The sequence below is a fragment of the Cellvibrio sp. genome (genome assembly GCF_039207905.1).
Classification (GTDB): Bacteria; Pseudomonadota; Gammaproteobacteria; order Pseudomonadales; family Cellvibrionaceae; genus Cellvibrio.
In genome coordinates, this window is sequence record NZ_JBCECX010000044.1 from 22,079 (window position 1) to 39,765 (window position 17,687).

Sequence of the window (17,687 nt, forward strand, 5' to 3'; positions counted from 1 at the left end):
AAGCGAGGATGAAACGTTTAAATCTTATTCCTACCGGGGTATTAATCCGCAGAGGTCCACTCAATTGCTTTGCGAATCATTTCCACCATATTTGGATCGGAGAAGTTCGCATCGACGTGACCAATAGCGGTGTAGAACATCCGGCCAGTGCCAACTCTGTTGGTGAAAATAACCGGGTGATCGGCCACCGGATAATTCGAGGTGTAGCTGGTTCGATCCAAGGTACCCAGAACCTCAACATTACCTACACTGCGCGGATTGGTTTTCCAGAAATACCATTCATCTCCGAGCATCCACTCCGCACCAATGTGTTGGACTAAAGTATTTTCCGGCTTTTCGATTTTCACTTTCGCGCGCGGGATGCCATCGCCGTGGTGAATAAATTCAGCACCAGCGAACAGCGTATCGGTATACCAATCCCAGCTGTGCTCGGTATCCGCCGCCGAGTGAGTACCTACAAAACCACCTCCGTTTTCCATATAGGATTTAAACGCTGTTTTTTGAGCCTCAGTGAAAATATCGCCAGTGGTATTCATAAACACAATGGTTGAGTACTGCGCGAGATTAGCGGTAGTGAACAGACTTGAATCTTCCGATGCAGTAACCGAATAACCATTGGCTTGTGCGATCTGTTGCACCATCGCAATACCGGCCGCAATAGAGTCGTGACGGAAGCCGGAGGTTTTGGAGAACACCAATACTTTCGGACAAGTCGTGCCACAGCTCACACGGAATTTGCGCACTTTGGGCACACTCACTTCCACACCACTGCTATTCACCAAACTGATACGCAAATTGTGCTGCCCCGTTGGTAACAAGCCCAAATTAATTTCATTGAGATTGTTAATACGCACAGCAGGATTGCTATCGAGGTAGTAAACATAGCCACCGGCGTTAAACCAATTTGCATCGGTAACCGCAACACGGAATTTCACTGCTTCGGTTTGTGCAATCACTGCATCGGCTGCTGGTGAAACAAAACTAATCAACGCGAGGTTTGCATCGGCAGCAACTCCGTAAACGTCAAACTCAAATAATGAGTAGCCGTAACCAGTCGCGCGCTGAACTCCACGCATACGGATGTAGCGCCCCTTCTGACCATCGAGTACCAATGTATCGATACCACCATCACCATTGGTTGTAGTGTTTACGGTTTCCCAAGTGCTGCCGTTTTCAGAAACCTCGATCACGTAGCTCTTGCCGTAAGCCGCTTCCCAATTCAACACCACGCGGGTGAAGTGAACACTTTTGCCCATATCCAATTGGATATTTTGCGTATCAGTGCTCGCACTTTCCCAACGGGTTGCGACGTTATTATCGTGCGCACTCGCAACTGTATTGATACCCACGAAACTGGTTGCACTTGATCCAACCGGTGCAAGTTTTGCCGGACTTGGTGTCGGCTGCGTATCGCCTGCAGTTCTTACGGTAAAGGTGTTAGTCGCACTAGTGCCAACCACTTGGTTCTGCGCATTCAGCAAGGTTACTGCAACACTGTGAGTACCGACCGGCAAGGCGCCCAGATTGACTGCAGTTGCATTAGTCACTCTGATTGCTGTTGCATTATTGAGCGAGTAGCGATAACTACCGCCTGCGGTAAACCAGGCTGAATCACTAATAGCCACTTGCAAACTAACGCTGCTACCCTGCACAAATTGTTGACCAGCAGTTGGTGAACTAATGTTGATTGTTGGCGTAGTGACCACATCAAGCGGAGTACCGTAAACGCGGAATTCCCACAGCGAGAAACCGTATTGAGTCGCACGGGTAATACCGGTCAGACGCACGTAGCGACCCTGCCCGTTTACAGTCAATGCATCTTGCCCACCATCCCCGGTGGTAGTGCGGAACAATTCTGTCCAACCACCAGTGCCGGTGTCCGATGTCTCGATCACATAACCTTTACCGTAAGCTGCTTCCCACTCCAATACGACTTGAGTGATCTTCATCTTGCTGCCGAGATCGATCTGGATGTATTGGTTATCGGCAAAAATACTTTCCCAACGGGTACCCATATTTCCGTCAAATGCTGCAGCTGCATTATTGCCGCCGATCACCGCAGAACTTGTTGCCGTTTTATTTTGCGAGATCAACACCGGCGTTTGCGGTACTGATGCATTAACAGTGAAGTTGTTAGTGCTCGCCGTACCCACTGCTTGGCCCGCTGCGTTATAAAGTTGGATACGCAGACTGTGCGCACCAACTGCAGGCGCCGGAATCGTGACTGGATTTGCGTTAGCAACAGATACTGCTGTATTGGTATCGAGTGTGTATCGGTAAGTACCGCCGCTGCTAAACCAGGTCGCATCAGAAACAGAAACCTGCAGAGTTACTGCATTACCTTGCGTGTATTGCTGACCCGCTGCCGGTGTAGTGAAATTGATTGTAGGTGTAGCAACAGGAGTATCGCTACCGCCCCAAATTTCAAACTCAAATAGCGAGTAACCGTAACCAGTTCCGCGAGTGAGGCCATTCAAACGAATGTAGCGATAGGAACCGGACAAATTGCTATGAGTCTCCGCGCCACCGGTGCCATTTGTTTTGCTCACAATTTGCGTCCAAGTCGTACGGTTTAGCGATCCCTGGATGTTGTAGGATTTTCCGTAAGCGGCTTCCCACAGCAATTTAATTTCGCTGATGGTTTGCGGCGTTTGCAAATCGATTTCAATCCATTGCGGATCAGTAAACAAACTGCCCCAACGAGTTACCGGATCACCATCAACAGCATTAGCGCCAACAAAACCACCTTCAACTGATGAGGTCGTTACCGGCTTACCTTTAGATAACAACACCTTGCCTTGTGGCGGAGTACCCGACAAACCAGTGATCCACTGATTCAACACATCGATATATTCTTTGTGCTCCAGCGAGCGACCAATCGGCGGCATACGATCATTCGGATTAATGCTCTTATCGCGAATATAAAGTACCGATTGCAGCGGTGCTCCTGCTGCAACGACTTTTGCATTGGCAATGCCGTAATCCGCCATGTAATCGCGAATACCAGTAGTAGCGAGATTCACAATTTTCATCTGGCTTAAGGGGGTATTAAAACGTGCATCCCACTGTGAACCACCCGCACCAACACCATGGCAGTGCGCACAGTTGGAATCCAGATACGACTTCACCCGCGCTTCCAATGATGCGCTGGTATCGTTAAGTGCAACGGTTTTATCGAAGCCTGCAATCTGACTATTCACAAATGCCGGAGCAAATAAATTGCGGTTATTCCAGTGCGCCAATTGGTTTTCAGTCACACCATTTGGATAGGTGTAATTACCGTTTAATTGACGAGTACTTAAACCGAGAATTTGGCTGGATTGCGCGTTGTGGCAATCGATACATTCGGTCGGGCTTGGATAACTCCAGGTTTGTGTCGCCGTTGTACCGTCGGCGTTAGTGATGCTCACATTTTGCTGCGCACCGGTCGTTAACAAGTCTGCGTCTGTGTTGTCAGCGCGCCATCTGTATGTAACGCCGTAGACTTTGCCATCTGCTTTCACCACTAGCAAACGAGTTTCCAAACGGCGTTTAGTCGCTGGATTATTCGCATTGGTTGGCAACTCAAATGTTTTCACCACGACAGTGCCTTGCGGATAAACCCAGTTTTCTTTTGCATCCCATTTCACTTTGGTATTGGCAGGCAAAGAAATCCAACGCGCTTTGGTGGCGTTATCGGAATAAAGCTGACTGTTAGGTGCGAAAGGTAAAAGATTAGTGCTCGGTACCATGTTGGGCGTGTTGCTGAACACACCAGTTTGCGACAGCAATTTAGGAACACCAGTGAAAGCCGCATCCAGGGTTTTCGGCATATTCAAATAGGCATATTGTGTTAGCGGCTGCTCAGGCTCGTCACCCGCATAGACTTCAAATTCATAAATTGAATGACCGTAAGCACTCGCGCGCGCTGTGCCAGTCAAACGCACATAGCGATAAGCAGCAGACGAGTTGATCATATGCAATTCGGAATTGCCGGTACCGTTAGTGACGGTAACCAAACGCTCCCAGGTGGTTCCATTCACCGAACCTTCAATAATGTATTTGGAACTGAAAGCGGCTTCCCATTTGATCAGGATGGTTGCAATAGTGGTTGGCGTACGCAGGTCGATGGTCAGACTTTGCGGATCTGCCGCAGTACTTTCCCAACGGGTATTCGGATTTCCGTCGATCGCATAAGACGCCAGATTGCCGCCGGTTTCTGTAGTAGCTGTTGCAACACCACCTACGGCGACGTTGGTACCGTTATCGCGATCACCAATGTAATCAAAACGGTAAAGCACACCATTACCAAAGGGCTCCTTATCGCAGCAACCTGAACCCCATTGCAGCACGTAAAGCTGGTGGGTGCGTGGATCAAGTTCTGCATCGATAGCGCCTTGGAAATTTGCAGTGTTGAGTGGGAAATCTTCTGCAACCAAAGGCGTAGCGCCAGAGGCAAGATTGAGCGTAGAGAATTTACTGCTGTTGAAATCCCAGAAAATTAAACGGCCGTCGTAATACGCGGGCAATTTAAATTCATTGGTAATGGCTTCATTGAAACGATATACCGGCCCTGCCATGGTCGCCTGGTGGCGAATAGTCCAAATCGCCGGTTTAGCTGCTGGCAAATTCTTTGCCCCGGTATTGCGCACAAAATTGTTAACAATGTTATTGGGATTAAAACCGGCGTAGGGTTCGTTAAAACCAATAATGTACGGCCAGCCATAGTTACCTGACGTGCGCAGCTCATGGATCTCATCCATTCCGCCGGGGCCTTCGGCGCTTGCTGCCGAAGAGTCCGGGCCGATATCACCAAGATATGAGTATCCCGTTAGTGGATCGATATTGATACGGAAGGGATTGCGGAAACCCATGCCGTAAATTTCGGCACGATGGGTTGCATCGGCAGGAAACAAATTGCCCGCTGGAATCGTGTATTTGCCGTCGGCAGTCGGAGTGATGCGCAAGACCTTACCGCGCAAATCGTTGGTATTTCCCGAGGTCGCTTGCGCACCTTCAGAGAAATATCCGCTCGCTGCATTGTTGTCACCGGTGGTGATCAACAGATTGCCGCTCTTGTCGAACTTCATGCTGCCGCCCATATGGCCGTGGGCTTCGCTGCCGGTAATCCACTCCAACATAATGGATTCTGACCCGGCAACCAGCGCGTTATTGGCATTTACCGTAAAACGCGACACGCGCGTCTTACTGCCCGGCGAGGTGTATTGGACGTAGATATAACCGTTCTGGGTAAATTTGGGATCAAGCGCGAGACTCAACAAACCATCTTCAAATACACAGCGCACATTAGGCACAGTGGACGTAACAGCGGCGACACCGCCATCCAATTTCCAACCGTAAAACTTGCCGCACTTGCTCACTACAAACGCGCGGCCGTCGGTAGAGACTTCAAACTCCATCGGCAAGTCCAGTCCCTCTGCGACTACCGTTCGTTGAAAATCTGTGGCGACTGGAGCCTGTGCACTTACCGGTGCGGCAGCAAAGAATGCCGACAAACCCACGGCGAGTGGGAAACTCAGGTTACGAATATTTCTGCACCACCTGGTTATATTTATAAAGGTGTTCATTGAGTTGCCTCCAATAGAACTGGAATGACGCAGTGCCACGCCAAAGCATTAGTTGCCAAGAGCAGTGCGCTACGTTGAAGGTTGAAAATATGGAGATGAAATACGGGGCAAGCCGCACGGTTGATTGCTCGCGGTAAACGTTGTTACTTCTTATTTGATATTGCTAATTGGTTTACTGAGCCAGCCCATGTTACGCAGCGAAAGATCCAAACTCATCTCACTTTGGCGCTTTGCGAAAACATGGGATTAATGGGAAGGTTTTTTGAGAAACATGGCACATAAGGCGGGTAAATTTTTAATCGATATACGGCTAAGTGTTAACAATACGTACGCAAAAACAGCTTCGTACGGCTAAAAAACACTATCCATACGCTGTTATGCCAATGAGCCGACAACAGTAACGAGATGCGCCTCACACATAAAATGAGACAAAAATTGATGAAGGAAATAATAAATTTTTTTGATTTTTCTTATCGAAATTAGAAAACTGGAAAATAAAAAGCCCTGAAATTGCAGGGCTTGTAGAAACAGAGCATCAAGTAAAAAATTCTTCATGCAAAAAATGCTTACTTGTCATCCTGTTTTATTTCGTTAACACCGCTTCATCATATACAGCAACCTGACCTTCCGGCATCAACTTGCGCCACCACTTTGTACTGGCATCCACATGTTGCTTCAATGATACAAAGGATATTGGTTGGCCAAATACCGGAGTCAATAAGGTCGCGCTGGATTGTCGCGCCGCCTCAAATACACGCTCCATGGGGTCGTACCAGCTGTGGAACGCCAAATCAAAAGTACCATTATGTACCGGCACCATCACCTGTCCTTTTAAATCCAGATGCGCTCGTACGCTTTGCTCCGGCGTCATGTGAATGTCAGCCCAGTCGCTGTCGTATGCGCCGGTTTCAATCAGGGCAACATCAAACGGGCCGTATTTTTCACCGATCTGCTTGAAGCCGTCGAAGTAGCCCGAGTCACCACTGAAATAGAGAGAGCCTGCGGCGGTTTTGATCACCCAGGAGCCCCACAAAGTGTTATTGCCATCACCAATCCCGCGACCAGAGAAATGCTGGGTAGGAGTAAATGCAATCAGCGCATTATCTGTTTGCAACTCTTGCCACCAATCAAACCGTGCGATCTTCTCCGGTGCTACACCCCATTTTTGCAAATCCGCTTCCACACCGAGCGGCACGAGAAACTGTTTGGTTTTGGCGACCAGTTTTTTAACGCTGGCTTTATCCAAATGATCGTAATGGTTATGGGAGATCAGCACCTTATCGATTTCCGGTAACTCATCAATCGTAATAGGCGCTTGATGAAAACGTTTTGGCCCCAAGAACGAAAATGGCGATGCCCGCTCGGAAAATACCGGGTCCAACAACCAATACTCGCCATATACCTTTAACAAGATGGAGGAATGCCCCAGTTTTATAAAATGCAGGTCGTTATCCGATAGTGCATCCAGCTGCGCCCGGCTCACCTGCTCCACCGGCACGGCTTTGAGCGGCACTTTGTCCTTCGCAGGCTCAGTAAAATAACGTTTGAAAATCTCCAGGGTTTTCACAAACCCCGGCTGCTCAAATACCTTGGCATTGTAAAACCGGCCATTTTTGTATTGGCTGGCTTGAGCCAAAGACGCCCCATCAACACTTGCCACAATTTCTGTATTCACCACGATGACTCCTAAAGTGAGTGCCACAAGGCTGCCCAGCAGCCAGATTGTTACTTTCGCCAATACGCGCATAGATCCAACCATATCGATAAACTACACCGTGCAGTTTACATAATAAAACCAATAAGTAAACTGATTAGTGCAGTTTTTTTGATCACAGGCTAGAATGTCGGGATGACTACGAGGTAACTGATGAAACTGACCGACCAAAAACGCATGCAAATACTCGACGCAGCCGAAGAGCTGTTCCACAGCGTTGGTGTGGAAAACACCAGCATGGATCAACTCGCGCAACAAGCGCAGGTATCAAAACGTACCGTCTACAACCACTTCGAAACCAAAGATGTGTTATTTCAGGCTATTTTACAGAGGATGTTCGACAAGCTCGCCGAAGGGAGTGAATTACGCTTCGATGCAACCCGCCCTATCGACCAGCAGCTGCGTAAAATCGCCGAGGATGAAGTCACCTTACTCAGTTCAGATGCGTTTTTGCGCGTGGCAAAAATCGCCATTATGCAAGTTATGCAACGTCCGGAGCTTGCGCAAGTGATGAGCGACAACGCGTTGGGCTGCAAGCGTTTTCTGGAAACTTTTTTAACTGATGCCTGCAACGCAGGTGTATTGAAAATTACTGACATTCCCTTCGCCAGCAAACAATTTATTTTCCAACTGAAATCATTTGTGTTTTATCCAACCCTGTTCGGGCTGGAAAAACAAACGGATGAAGTGCGGGAGAAAATTATTGATGAGGCTGTGGCTATGTTTTTGGCAAGATATAAAACTGACTAGCAATGGGTTTCTAAATAAAAATCACCGGCTGAGCCGGTGGTTAAATCCCAAATAATCTTTGTTTAATTGCTGGAAGTGAATGGCAAACGATCAACCAATCCATCAAGGAAGCTGCCGGTGGAGTTCAAGCTACGCACGATAGACTCCATCGCCTGAAATTGGGCCATCAGGCGCGCGCGGTAGGCATCACTACGGCGATTCAACGTCTCTTCATCAGTACCTACTTTTTTAATCTCTTTGTCGATATTGGTCTCACGCTCCTTGATTACACCTGAACTCTTCAGATATTCGTTAACAAGGCTGGTCAAAGTTCCTGCGAATCCACGCGTAAAAGTAATCTTTCCTGTGGTTGCTCCAGGCTGAACTGTCATGCTCAAACCTTCTGCTTTACTTCCGATTGCCGGTAATAGAACGTTGCCAAACCCGAATGCCACCTCACCATCTACGGTTCCTGCAACATCCTTACCCGCAGTGCCCGTAGCGACAGAAATTCCCAAGTCTGCCATATCAGCACCGACAGCAGAAAAGCCAACATTACTCGCAGCACCGTAAGCGTCAGATTGAAATACCAATTTTCCAGAATCAAACGTAACTGCAACGCTGGTTCTTGCCTCTTTGAACTTACTATCGAGATTAATCAAACTTTGAATTTCTGATGCAAGCTCTTGACCTGTCGCATAGGTTTTACCCGCAGGTAAACTAATTGATGAAGAACTGGTTCCATCAAGAGAGAAGGTAAAACTGTAGTCCTTACCCGTTGTATCAATTGGAAATGAAACTACTGGATCCGCTTCAAGCTTACCTTTACTTGGCTGCTGGGTGATAACAACATCATAAGTACCAGGCTGACTGTTCGCTGAATACTTGGTCAATGCAATATCAGGTGCAGTTGATGATGTTTTAGGTACAAAAATATCACGTACAGCTTCAAAATGTTTATCAATAGCCGCACGAAAATCTGTATCAGTCTTATTCTCGATTATCTCTAAAGAGCCATCAATTTTGGTACGAATACCAATAGTCGACAAACTACTAAAATCGCTAGTCATACCCGGAACGGCAGCGGATAAAACATTGCGCACGCCTTGCATTAAGTTCTTGGCAAGCGGATCGCGATGTAAGCTTCCGTATTCTTTTGCCTCAGTATCAAAACCAATCAGTTTTTCAACTTCTGTTTTAAAGGTATTGTATGCCGTTACAAAATCACGAATAGTCGTTTCTGCCGTACTTTTATCCTCTTTGATCGTAATACTAATCGTTTCAGTAAGTGATGCACCGAAGATATCGAATTCAAGCCCATCGATAACATCAGTGATATTGTTTGACTCACGGTTAACCAACAAACCATTGATGCGAACTTTGGCATCAAGCCCTTCTTGTTGCTGTACCAAACTACGCGAGCTTTCGTTGAAGTTAAACGACGCCAATCCCGGAGATCCGGCATCTTCAGTGGCAGTGATTTCAATTTCGTTTTTTGCGCCGGATTTTGATGTCAGCAATAATTTATAAGAGCCTCCGTCGCTTACAATACTGGCAGTTACGCCGATATTTTCTTTGTTGATAGCATCGCGCAAACCGGTGAGCGTGTTATTGCTGTCATCAATAGTGATGGTCGCACCCTTTTTAGAAGAGTCGACAGTGAAATCATCCAATGCTGAATTCCATTCACCCAAACGAAGAACCAATGTGCCTTTACCAATAGGCGCAGTTGGCGATGAAAAAGTACCTGAGCTCAATGATTGTGCTTGCGCCACTTGCTCCACTTTTAACTGATAACTACCCGCAACTGCCTTGGCATCCAGCTTGGTAATTTCAATCAGGTTAGTGTCTGGAATAGAAAGGGATTTAGCATTAAAAGTATCTGCGCTTCCCAGAGCAGCAGCAGCCGTTTCCAACTTGGAAAGGGAACTACGCAAAAGGCCGAAGTCCGAAATCTGGGTTTCCAGCAAGGTTTTCTTGCTAGTCAGCTTTTCAGCTTGAACAGACTTGCTTGCCTCAGAGAGTTGATCAGCCAGCTTGTTGATATCAATGCCTGAACCGGTCCCTAAAGCACTGATAATGCTTGAACCTGTTGATGCATTGTTGCTAGTAGTGTTCGATGTACTGCTCACCATAGATACCTCCACGCCAGATGAATTACCGCTTGGCAATATTCAATTACATAGGTTAGCGGCAAGCAATGGGTAAACTTTAGCCGGTTTTGCCGCTTTTTAAGAAAATAGTTACTTCTAATATGACTTGAGCACAAACCAAGCCAATCTATTGATTTTATTATCAATAAATCAAATAAACAGATCTATTTTTAACTCACCTTTCAACTCGCCTCCCAATTCGCCACAGGTAACTCAAAGTAGAAAGTAGTGCCTTTCCCCAGAACTGAGTGGTAATCGATTTTCCCACCCATACGCTCGATGATGACTTTGGTGATATTAAGCCCCAATCCGGTCCCGTCTCGCCGGCGCGTGTCCGATGAATCAACTTGCGCGAATTTCTGGAAGATACGCTGGCGAAAATCCTCGGCCATCCCCTCTCCTTCATCACTAACTGATACCCTTATGAGCTTGCCCTCATGCTCAAGCTTTACTCGCACCACACCATCCAGATACGAAAACTTGATAGCATTTGACAGCAAATTCGCCATGACCTGTAAAAAACGGTCGGAATCCAGATTAACCAAAACACCAGAATCATCTGCTGGAGGTTCAAGTTGCAGGTTTACACCATAACGAGCGGCATAACCAAGATTCTGCTCAATCGACGCCTGCAAGAGCGGATAAATGGCAGACGGTTTCATTGATAGAACCACATTACCGAATTCCAGCTTGTCTACATCCAGAATATCGTTTACCAACCGATTAAGACGGTCTGCGTTATTACTGGCAATCACAAGCAAGTCATTTACCTTCTGTGGAAGCTCACCCAAACTACCGCTAGTGACAATACTCAACGCGCCTTTAATCGATGTTAAGGGTGTGCGCAGTTCATGGCTCACGGTTGAGATAAATTCACTTTTCAACCGATCCACTTTGCGCTTGGCAGTCGCATCGTGAATGATAAAGGTAAAAAATTTCCGCTCGTGAATAGCAACAGGGCTAACGCTGAGTTCAATTTCTACATCACCACCATCCCGGCAACGCCCAATACATTCACGCAAATCGGCAGCATTAAATTCTTCGCCCTGCCCCATAAATTTGTGATGTAACACCGGCACCAAATCAGCAATATGTAAACTGGCAAATTGCGCAAGCGGATAGCGAAATAATTGTGCTGCTGCCGGATTTGCTTTTTGGATAATACCCCGCTCATCTACCACTAAAATCGATTCAACTGCATTCTCTAAAATAGCGGCTAACTCTTTCGTGCGCTGCTCAACCAGATTAGTGATGTGTTGTGTTCTACCGCTGATTAACAACAAAAATCCGCCCAGCAAACTGCTAAATAATAATCCGCCAGCCAACACAAACCAGGATTGCAAACTCACATGCTCTGTTAAAAACTTTTCGGTTGGACTCACGGTTACCAATAGTTTTCGCCCGCCCACGAATAGCTCTTGTTTCAATACTAAATCCTGCGCATAAGCAGGAACTTGAAATTCACTTGCCTGATAAAAAATGTAGGATTTATCTGGCTCAGTGACATCATTGATAGTGAGATGATAATCACCGGTTGAAAAAGCTTTAAGAGCAGAATTAATTAAATCCCCTGTTCGCACAATGGCAGTTGCATAACCAAGTAACGTTCTTTGCCGTTCAGCAAGCGTTTTTGCCATATCCATGCCGCTATACACCGGATAAAAAACTATCACCCCCGGTGACTGTTGATCATCGGCCAGGAGCTGTAATGGCTTGGTCATTGCAAACGCCCCCGTGTCACGTGCTTGCACTAAAGCCTCTTCACGTACGGGGTCAGATGCAACATTAAATCCGAGAATTCTGGCATTTTCTTGCCAAGGCTCTACGTAAGTAATCGCTATGTATTCACCGCGCTCGGGTGCAACAACAAAATCGCCTGCTGAATTTTTTTCTTTAATATGAAAACTATTAATGCTCTCTGCGCGCATCCTGTTTTCGTAGTCGTCACGCTCATCGTGTAAAACCCGTTGATTCCAAGAGAAGCCAGAGACGCCCTGTTTTTCGACAATCACATATTTGATATAGGAGGAGAATTCTTCGCGAGTTACATATTCTGATGCCGCAAATAAACCGCGCAATGTTGCCAAGGTGTAGGTGACAGAGGAAAGGCTCGAATCAACTGCTCCGCTAACCAATCTTGCCTGCTGCTGAAACTGATCATCGAGCTTTTTTTGCTCGTTATTACTCGACATCACAAATACAGCAATCACAATCAAACTACTGACGACCAATGGCACCCCAACCGTCAGACGTCGTCCGCGCCAAAAATGACGAGGCTCAGCAAACAATACACATACCAGCGGCGTAGCAATCAAAACGCCGATAGCATCACCAATCCACCAGGTCCACCAGCTGTACAACATGTGTTTGATTGGAATGATGTCGTTTAAATACAGCACTAACACTCCAATGCTCGCACTCACACTGGTGGCAATTGGCCCGCCAAGGGTGAAGAACGCAAAGATTCGCCACTCATCGGTAAGGCTATTGGGGAAACCCACAAAACGACGAATGAGCGCGGCGCCTATCAAGCTGGCAAGAGTACTGGCACAGGCAATTCCCACAGCGACCATTACTACCTGCACGGATATGAAGGGTGAAGCGCTGATTGAAATATTCAACAAGACCGAGCCGAGGAATACCCCGATTGCCATTGGGGAACCCCAAATGAGCACCGCGCCCAGAGCAATCCCCATAGAGAGAAATATACCTGAGACAAAACCCGGCGGAATCGCCAGAAGTAGTGACAATCGCCCAGCAACAACATAAGCGAGAGCCAACAAAAAAATGCGCAACACAAGCAGAGCCGGTGATGATCGCGGGAAATTAAGCATGCAGCAAAAACCTGATTTTGATTTCCTTAAGCCTAGTCGACGAAGCGCCGGATCACTTACAAAAAACCAAAAAAAACCGCAGCAAGCTGCGGTTTTTTTCCAAGCGGTTAACGATTGCTGCTTATCTGAGCAGCTGCAACACCTGCTCTGGTCGCGCGTTAGACTGTGCCAACATCGCCTGAGCCGCCTGCTGCAACACTTGCGCACGGCTTAATGCTGCGGTTTCGGCCGCGAAGTCAGCATCCATAATACGTGCTCGGGAAGCCGATGTTTTTTCCGATACGTTGGCAAGGTTAGACATGGTGAAATCCAGACGGTTGTTCACCGCACCCAGATCTGCACGGGTCGCGTTCACCTGCTCCAATGCTTTATCAACAATACCGATTGCACGCTGAGCGCCTTCATAAGTATCAATTTTGATACTTGCCACGCTACCTACACCTTCAGTGGCATTGCGTTCCTGGAAACCAGTTAATGCAATAATGTTTGCAGGTGTAGCTGTATCGCCATATTTAATCGAGATTGCTTCACCGTTAGCTGAACGCAACGCAATTTGCCCTGTGCCCCCCGCAAATGCCACCACTCCTGTTTTATCAGAAGAAAGGTTGATTACACGCACAGCTTCGGCCAAGTCAGTAGCCGCAGTGTTCACACCGGTAATTTTACCGATAGGTACGTTGTTAATGATCAGATCGCCCTCTTGTAAGGTAACCGCAGCACCTGCAACAGCCGTCCCCAAAAGGTTTCCATTAGCATCCTGAGCATCAATCCCCAAAGCTGCCAGCTCTGCAGGCACAGCAGCAGCCGCTGCCTGAACTACTACACCACGATTATCAGCACTTTCATCATTAAAGACTAATGAGAAGTTGGTAGTTACTGCAGTGGTAACTCCAGCACCCGATGCTCCACCACCAGTGGAAGAATCAGTTACGACAAGCGAGGTTCCGCCAGGTGCAGTTAACACTAATTTACCGCTATCAGTAATAGCGGCTTCAACACCCGTTTCAGCATTAATTTTGTTAACCAAATCTTTCATGCTGTTGGTACCGGTCAACTCATAAGATTGAGTCAAACCATTACCATCGGTATAAGCAATTGTCAGCGTTTCAGATGGCGCACGCAAAACACCTGACCCCGAACCGGCTGCAGTGTACTGGACCAGACTGGTCACACTGGCGCCCTTACCATCCAAGTCACCATTCCAAATTTTCAAGGCATCATTCAGTGTGGGTGCCGGTGCAGCTGGAATTAAACTAAGAGGAACACCATTAACAATTAGGTCACCAGCAGCCAAATCGGTCAACGCCGTCAATCCATTGGTGGTAGGCTCTCCCACGATATCACCCGAAGTACCGCCCATACTGGTTGTCGAGAATGAACCGATACTTACATCCATGGTTTCATTCGCTTGTGAACCCACTTGAAGGAAAGTTCCCTTCATAGTGCCATCAAGCAATTTTTGTCCATTGAATGAAGTGGTCTCTGAAATACGATCCATTTCTTTTTTCAGCTGCTGCACTTCTGCGTCCAATGTTTTACGGTCATCATCATTATAAATGCCGTTCGCAGATTGAATTGACAGCTCGCGGATACGCTGCAACATATTAGTCACTTCTTGCAATGCACCTTCAGCGGTTTGCACGAGTGACACACCGTCGTTTGCATTTCGGATCGCCTGATCCAAACCACGAATTTGCGATGTCATACGGTTAGAAATAGCCAAGCCTGCGGCATCATCTTTAGCGGAGTTGACGCGCTGACCAGACGATAAACGCTCTGTTGCTCTATCAAGCGCATTGCCTGAGTTCATCAGTTGACGCTGTGAATTCAAGGAAGCGACATTGGTGTTAATGACTAAAGGCATAATAAATCTCCTAATGATTGTTCCTGTCCACAGTTTGCGTTTGCTGTGACAAGTCGAATGATCAAGTTCAGGGACATCGACCATCAAACCCGTCGTGAACTGCCGAACTTTGTGGCAAGACTTGTAAGAAATTTGCTACGACAGGATTTCTTTACGGTTCGCCTAAACCGACTTTTGCACAGAGTGTGCCAAGAAAAAAAAACAGGCGTTGATGTGGGAGGGGAATCAAGAGCTATATCGAGGAATCGCGAGGTTTGAAAAAACGTTTTTACAAAAAAAATTGGCCTCAATATTCAATAAAAAAATTGAAAGTAAAAAAAGAAAAAACTCATCCGTTGCAATAAAAAGCAAAAAAAAGAGCAGCCAAAGCTGCTCTTTTTTTAATCACACGAAGAATTTAAAAGTCTATTACAAACAACGACTTAGATATTCAATTAAGCCTGCGCGTTAATCAGACTAACTTGATCATCAATCGCCATTTGTTGAGCCAAACGCAAGAAAATTTCATTCGGAATTTGCCGAATTACTTCTTGCGTATTTCTATCCATAACCTTAACAACTGTCTCCCCCGATTCAGGGTCGTAACTAAAGTTCAAGTCGCGTTGATTTGACTGAATATACTCGTTCATCTGGGCAACTGCAGCCTGTACTTTCTCTTGAACCGCTTGAGAATTGACAGTTTCCTGGGGTATAGACTTTGCCGCTTCGGCAACCGGCGGCAAAATATTGCCGGTTTTTTGACCTTGAGCACCGTTCGACAATGGCGAAGCCGGTGCAGTTTTAATCTGCACCGGTCCCGCCGCTATTTTAGTGATTTCATTCATCATTTAGCCCTCACTAGAACCCATTCAAGGCTAACCCTGAGGCTAGCCTTGATTCAGTATCACCTTATCTCAACAGTGAAAGTACTTGTTGTGGACGAGCATTTGACTGGGCCAACATCGCTGAAGCAGCTTGTTGCAGCACTTGTGAACGACTCAAGCTTGCAGTTTCAGCCGCGAAGTCAGCATCCATGATACGTGAGCGTGAAGCTGAAGTTTTCTCAGAGATATTTGACAAGTTAGAAACAGTAAAGTCCAGACGGTTGTTCGCAGCACCGAGGTCAGCACGGGTAGCACTTACTTGCTCCAGAGCTTTGTCGATGATACCGATGGCTTTTTGCGCGCCTTCAGCAGTAGAAATATTGATTGACGCCACAGAACCAACACCTTCAGATGCATTCAACTCTTTGAAACCAGTTTGAGCCAATACTGTCGCAGCAGTAGAGTTTGAGCCGTATTTGATTGAAATTGGATCACCAGAAGTAGAGCGCAATGCAATACCACTAGTTTCAGTACCGGCATAAGCAACTACTCCGGTTTCACTAGATTGCTGATTCAGCTTCTTAATAATTTCAGCTTGGTTATCAGCGGCCACAGCAGTCAAGGTGATTGCCTTAATCTCTACACCATTGATAATCAAGTCACCTTTGTTAATCGTACCGGCTGCACCACCAACAGTAGCACCTTGTAAGTTGCCGTTGTCATCTTGAACGTTAACACCTAAAGCTGCTTCAAGAGCTGCTGAACCTGCAGTACCACGCTCGATTTTCACACCACTTTTGTCTGCACTGGTATCAGTGAAAACTAAACGGAAGTTGAAAGCAGCATCTGTAACACCGGTTGCACCGTCGTTAGTAGAGGTATCCGCAGTGGTAATTGACACTGCGTTCTCTGCTGACAATACCAACTTACCTTCATCGTTCAATTTGGCTTGTACGTTGGTTTCCTTGTTAATTTTGTCTACCAACTCATTCATATTGTTGGTGCCAGTAATGATACTGGTTTGGTTGTTACCAAACTTGTCCGCCAAGGTAATAGTCAATTGGCTGGTGCCTGCAATCAATACACCGCTACCTACTTTTTCGGCAGTCTTTTCAACCAGGGTTGAAGCAACAGCACCGGAATTCTCCAGGTCAGCATTCAATGCAGCCATTTTCTTTTCAAGGGTTGTACCGGCAACGGCGTCAGCAAGACTCTTGATGCTTACATCGTTAACGGTCCAGGTATCTGCAACCATTGCTGACAATGAGGCCAGACCGGCAGTTGTAGCTGAACCCACAACATCAGCAGAAGCACCACCTAATGAATTGGCACCGAAAGAGCCGATTTTCACATCGATAGTTTGGTTTTGTTGTGAGCCTACTTGCAGAGAAGTAGTACCCAAAGAACCATCAAGCAGGTTTTTACCGTTGAAAGTTGTGGTTTCAGAAATACGGTTCAATTCAGATTGAAGTTGTTTTACTTCCGCCTGCAGGGTTTTACGGTCAGATTCACCGTAGATACCGTTCGCAGACTGAACAGACAGTTCACGCATACGTTGCAAAATGTTGGTTGATTCTTGCAACGCACCTTCAGCGGTTTGAATTAGAGAAACACCGTCGTTAGCGTTACGGATCGCTTGGTCAAGACCACGAACTTGTGAGGTCATACGGTTAGCAATCGCCAAGCCAGCAGCGTCGTCTTTTGCAGAGTTAATACGGTTACCGGAAGAAAGACGTTCAGTTGCCTTATCAAGCGCGTTGCCTGAGCTCATCAACTGACGCTGGGAGTTAAGAGAAGCTACGTTGGTGTTAATTACTAAAGCCATGATTAATCTCCTGGATTAATGTCGGTGCAGGATCACTGCTAAAACTTTGTCGGTTGATGAAGTCTGAGAACATCGGACTAATTCAGCACTTCTAACAAGGTTATCGACACATCCGGGAGTAGCTTTAGATTTTTTTTATGGCAGGAACCAACTATTTACACTGAAAAATAACAAAAAATATTACAAAGAGTTATATAA

General features: G+C 46.6%; 8 protein-coding genes. 1 reads left to right on the forward strand and 7 read right to left on the reverse strand.

Going from position 1 to position 17,687, the window contains the following annotated elements:
- Positions 1-41: 41 nt before the first annotated feature.
- Both AAGC78_RS19305 and AAGC78_RS19310 read right to left on the reverse strand, forming a co-directional pair.
- Positions 42-5,567, reverse strand: coding sequence for a discoidin domain-containing protein (locus AAGC78_RS19305; protein ID WP_435785743.1), 5,526 nt, complete (start codon positions 5,565-5,567; stop codon positions 42-44).
- Positions 5,568-6,150: 583 nt separating this feature from the next.
- Complete coding sequence (locus AAGC78_RS19310) at positions 6,151-7,326, reverse strand: MBL fold metallo-hydrolase (protein WP_435785744.1); 1,176 nt, start codon at positions 7,324-7,326, stop codon at positions 6,151-6,153.
- Between the two features lie 108 nt (positions 7,327-7,434).
- On the opposite strand from AAGC78_RS19310, the gene AAGC78_RS19315 reads away from it, so the two are divergent.
- A complete protein-coding gene (locus AAGC78_RS19315; RefSeq protein WP_435785745.1) occupies positions 7,435-8,031 on the forward strand; it encodes a TetR/AcrR family transcriptional regulator in 597 nt (198 codons plus the stop codon).
- Positions 8,032-8,093: 62 nt separating this feature from the next.
- On the opposite strand, the gene fliD is transcribed toward AAGC78_RS19315, so the two are convergent.
- The 5 genes from fliD to AAGC78_RS19340 all read right to left on the reverse strand — a co-directional run bounded on the left by fliD (position 8,094) and on the right by AAGC78_RS19340 (position 17,489).
- Complete coding sequence (fliD, locus tag AAGC78_RS19320) at positions 8,094-10,145, reverse strand: flagellar filament capping protein FliD (protein ID WP_435785746.1); 2,052 nt, start codon at positions 10,143-10,145, stop codon at positions 8,094-8,096.
- 200 nt (positions 10,146-10,345) lie between these two features.
- Positions 10,346-12,997: a CHASE domain-containing protein gene (locus tag AAGC78_RS19325; RefSeq protein ID WP_435785747.1), complete on the reverse strand. Its 2,652-nt coding sequence runs from the start codon at positions 12,995-12,997 to the stop codon at positions 10,346-10,348.
- 121 nt (positions 12,998-13,118) lie between these two features.
- On the reverse strand, positions 13,119-14,861 hold the full coding sequence (locus AAGC78_RS19330) for a flagellin (protein ID WP_435785748.1): 1,743 nt from the start codon (positions 14,859-14,861) through the stop codon (positions 13,119-13,121).
- Positions 14,862-15,295: 434 nt separating this feature from the next.
- Positions 15,296-15,688: a flagellar protein FlaG gene (locus AAGC78_RS19335; protein WP_435785749.1), complete on the reverse strand. Its 393-nt coding sequence runs from the start codon at positions 15,686-15,688 to the stop codon at positions 15,296-15,298.
- Between the two features lie 61 nt (positions 15,689-15,749).
- On the reverse strand, positions 15,750-17,489 hold the full coding sequence (locus AAGC78_RS19340) for a flagellin (protein WP_435785750.1): 1,740 nt from the start codon (positions 17,487-17,489) through the stop codon (positions 15,750-15,752).
- Positions 17,490-17,687 lie beyond the last annotated feature (198 nt).

What these genes read in the sequence shown, in the direction of transcription:
- AAGC78_RS19305 (WP_435785743.1), bottom strand. Translation starts at nt 5,567, where the DNA reads ATGAACACCTTTATAAATATAACCAGGTGGTGCAGAAATATTCGTAAC.
- AAGC78_RS19310 (WP_435785744.1), bottom strand. Translation starts at nt 7,326, where the DNA reads ATGGTTGGATCTATGCGCGTATTGGCGAAAGTAACAATCTGGCTGCTG.
- AAGC78_RS19315 (WP_435785745.1), top strand. Translation starts at nt 7,435, where the DNA reads ATGAAACTGACCGACCAAAAACGCATGCAAATACTCGACGCAGCCGAA.
- fliD (WP_435785746.1), bottom strand. Translation starts at nt 10,145, where the DNA reads ATGGTGAGCAGTACATCGAACACTACTAGCAACAATGCATCAACAGGT.
- AAGC78_RS19325 (WP_435785747.1), bottom strand. Translation starts at nt 12,997, where the DNA reads ATGCTTAATTTCCCGCGATCATCACCGGCTCTGCTTGTGTTGCGCATT.
- AAGC78_RS19330 (WP_435785748.1), bottom strand. Translation starts at nt 14,861, where the DNA reads ATGCCTTTAGTCATTAACACCAATGTCGCTTCCTTGAATTCACAGCGT.
- AAGC78_RS19335 (WP_435785749.1), bottom strand. Translation starts at nt 15,688, where the DNA reads ATGATGAATGAAATCACTAAAATAGCGGCGGGACCGGTGCAGATTAAA.
- AAGC78_RS19340 (WP_435785750.1), bottom strand. Translation starts at nt 17,489, where the DNA reads ATGGCTTTAGTAATTAACACCAACGTAGCTTCTCTTAACTCCCAGCGT.